The organism is Rhodococcus sp. EPR-147, from assembly GCF_001647185.1.
In the GTDB taxonomy this organism is placed as follows: Bacteria; Actinomycetota; Actinomycetes; order Mycobacteriales; family Mycobacteriaceae; genus Rhodococcoides.
Map to the genome: position 1 here is coordinate 1 of NZ_LVCU01000587.1, position 3,342 is coordinate 3,342.

Here is a 3,342-nt window from a genome sequence, read left to right on the forward strand (position 1 = left end):
TGCAGGGCTTACGGCTGATCATCGTCGGGATCGCCGTCAGCGCCGTCCTGGCCTCGGTCAACACCTGGCTCGTGATCAGGGCCGACCTGGACGACGCGATCGCGGCCGCAGTCTGGGGTGCGGGCACCCTCAACGGGCTGGGGTGGTCGCAGGTGGGACCGGTACTGGCAGTGTCGATCGTCATCGGGTCGTGCCTGGCGGTGCTCTCGCGTCGGCTGCCGATGTTGGAGATGGGGGACGATGCGGCCAGGGCGCTCGGTGTGCGCGCCGAGCCGACCCGTCTGATGCTGGTGTTCCTCGGAGTTGCGCTGATCGCGATGGTCACCGCGGCCGCGGGGCCCATCTCGTTCATCGCGCTCGCCGCGCCGCAGTTGGCGCGCCGCCTCACCGGTACCTCGTCAGTGGCGATGGTGCCTGCCGCGTGCATGGGAGCGCTGCTGCTGGTCGTCAGCGACGTTGTTGCACAGCGCGTCTTCGCTCCCACGCAGCTCCCGGTGGGTGTGGTGACCGTATCGGTCGGCGGCGCATACTTCGTGTGGTTACTGGCGCGGGAAGGAAGGAAGCAGTGACGAAGCCTCGGTTGCACACCGACGACATCACGGTCGGATACGACAAGAGAGTCGTCAGCGAGAACCTGACCGTCGAAATTCCCGACGGCAAGTTCACCGTCATCGTCGGACCGAACGCCTGCGGTAAATCGACTCTGCTGCGGGCACTCTCGCGGCTGCTGAAGCCCTCTCGTGGAACCGTTCTGCTGGACGGGAAGGCGATTTCGTCGTATCCGGCGAAAGAAGTTGCCCGACGCCTCGGCCTGCTTCCGCAGACCTCCATCGCACCCGACGGCATTTCGGTGGCCGATCTGGTTGCGCGGGGCCGCTATCCGCATCAGAAGCTGATCCGACAGTGGTCGACCGCAGACGAGGCCGCGGTGATCGAGGCCATGAACTCGACCGGAGTGACGTCGCTGTCCGCTCGTCCGGTGGACGAACTGTCCGGCGGTCAGCAGCAACGCGTCTGGGTGGCAATGGTTCTCGCGCAGCAGACGCCGCTGCTGCTGTTGGACGAGCCGACGACCTTTCTCGACATCGCCCACCAGATCGAGCTTCTCGACCTGTTGGCCACTCTGAACCGCGAGAACGGTCGCACTCTGGTCGCAGTGCTGCACGACCTCAATCACGCCTGCCGGTACGCCGACCACATCATCGCGATGAAGGACGGCGCAGTGGTCACCGAGGGTGCGCCCGCCGACGTCGTCACCGCCGAGCTGGTGGAGGCGGTCTTCGGGCTGCCGTGCCGCATCATCGACGACCCGGAATCGCACACACCGTTGGTGATTCCCAAGGCGGCCGGTCGCAGGCTAGGCAAGGCTTAGTTTAGAATCGAGGAGGAATGGCTGCCGAGTCGGCCTGCGGGTTCTCTCGAGAGCCACGTCGAGATATGTATCGAGGGCGAAGATGAACGAACAACCGCGTGGTTACTACTACGCCGACGTCGTTGCAGTGGAACGTCTCACGGTGCACATGGTGCGCGTGACGTTCGGCGGCGAGCACGTTGCCGGCTACCGCACGCTCGGTGTGCCCGACGAATGCGTCGGAGTCTATTTCCCCAGGGCAGGCGAGGCGATCCCGCCGCCGATGACCGAGGTCGACGGGTTCTGGTGGTTCCACGGTCTCGACGACGCTCCCGAAGGGCGCAACTACACCATCCGCCGTCTCGATCCGGAGCGCGGTGAGCTGACCATCGACTTCTTCGCCCACGAGGGCGGTGTCGCATCCACCTGGGCGCAGCAGGCCGTCCCGGGGCAGACGGTGCTGTTCACCCGGCCGCGATCCTGGTATTCACCGCCCGCCGACGTCGAATGGCTGCTGTTGGTCGCGGACATGACCGGGCTGCCCGCACTCGGCCGACTCGTCGAGCAGTTGCCCGCCGGAATGCGTGCGCACGCGATCGTCGAGGTTCTCGAACGCGGCGACATCCAATCCTTCGAGACCAAGGCCGACGTCACGTTCGACTGGCGCATCGGATCCGGAAACGGCGACAGCGCAAGCGTTCTCGACGACGCGGCATTGGCGTACCCACTGCCCGAGGGACGCGGCTACGTCTGGTTCGCCGGCGAGGCGTCGTCCTCGCGTCGGGTGCGCAAGTACTTCCGCAAGGAATTGGGCTACGACATCGCGTACTTCGACATCATCGGGTACTGGCGCGCCGACTCCGAGAAGTGGCTCGAGAAATACAAGCAATACCAGGAGGAGGCGCTCGCGGTGTACAACGGCGTCATCGAGTCCGGCCGCTCCGAGCAGGAAGCCAGCGAGGCATTCGATGCGCTGCTCGAGCGGGTGGGGCTCTAACCTGCGTTTTCGAACTCGTAGTCCGGCAGCTCGAGTGTCGCCGCGTCGGGACCGAGGAACTTGCTGCTCACGGCCTGTACCGGCTTCGATCCGGCCAGCCGCAGTGCGGTGCGGAATGCGGCGACTCCCACCGAGGTCTTCGGATGCGCGACGCGAGGCACGCCGGGTGGGAGTTTCTGAGCCTGAGCGACGAACGGACGCATGCGCGTCTCGAAGGCCTCGAACCCGGCGCGATGATCGCTCGCCCGCGCGAGCTCGCCGGCGAGAACGTACGCGCCGGTGACCGACAACGTGGTGCCCATGCCGCTCAACGGCGTTGCGCACCAGGCGGCATCGCCGAGCATGCCGATTCTGCCGTCGGACCAGCGCGGGGCCTTCACCTGCGCCAGATAGTCGACGTACAGCTCCGAGTCCGGTCCCAATGAGTCCAGGATTCGGGGCACTTCCCAACCGACGTCGGCGAACGTCGAACGCAGAGCGGTGATCACGCGTTCGGTGGACGCGCCCTCGTAGCCGCTGTCGTCGGACACCCAGGACAGGCTGAATCGCGTCGTGCCGAGGTTGTCCGGTCGTAGATTGGCCACTCGGGATCCGGGGGCGTTGTACCATCGCCACCAGCCGTCGTCGCTCGGTCTCTTCGGCAGTACGCCGTATGCGGTGTACAAGCCGACCGGGGTGGTCTCGGCCTCGCCGGCGAACACCAGTTCTCTGCTGCTGGAACGTATTCCATCGGCGAAGAGAACGAGGTCGAACCTCTCCGCTGTGCCTGTTGCGAAGGTGACATCGACGCCGGCAGCATCCTGAGTCGCCTCGACGACGCGATCGCCGTAGCGATACTCGGTCCGTGAACCGGCGGACTCGACCAGAATCCGCGCGAACTCGCCGCGCAGAATTTCCAACTCCGCCGTCGGGCCGTCGTGGGATCCGTCGCCGGCCGGGAAGGCCGCGATGGTGGCGTCGGCGTCGTCGACGAATCGGGTGCCCTTCTCGGTGG

Annotated in this window: 4 protein-coding genes; 3 read left to right on the forward strand and 1 reads right to left on the reverse strand. The window is 66.0% G+C overall.

The features are described 5' to 3' along the window. The 3 genes from A2J02_RS26490 to A2J02_RS26500 form a co-directional block, all read left to right on the forward strand. The coding region (locus A2J02_RS26490; protein ID WP_156516403.1) for a FecCD family ABC transporter permease at positions 1–569 on the forward strand (569 nt) is incomplete at its 5' end. Further along, positions 566–1,372 carry an ABC transporter ATP-binding protein gene (locus A2J02_RS26495; RefSeq protein ID WP_156516404.1) on the forward strand — a complete coding sequence of 269 codons (807 nt, stop codon included), beginning with the start codon at positions 566–568 and terminating at the stop codon, positions 1,370–1,372. The genes A2J02_RS26490 and A2J02_RS26495, both read left to right, overlap by 4 nt. An 82-nt stretch (positions 1,373–1,454) precedes the next feature. Continuing rightward, a complete protein-coding gene (locus tag A2J02_RS26500; RefSeq protein ID WP_068055881.1) occupies positions 1,455–2,348 on the forward strand; it encodes a siderophore-interacting protein in 894 nt (297 codons plus the stop codon). Here A2J02_RS26500 and A2J02_RS26505 read toward each other — a convergent pair. Further along, positions 2,345–3,342: FAD-dependent monooxygenase (locus tag A2J02_RS26505; protein ID WP_068055884.1), on the reverse strand; the 998-nt coding region annotated here is incomplete at its 5' end. The two genes, A2J02_RS26500 and A2J02_RS26505, sit on opposite strands and share 4 nt — an antisense overlap.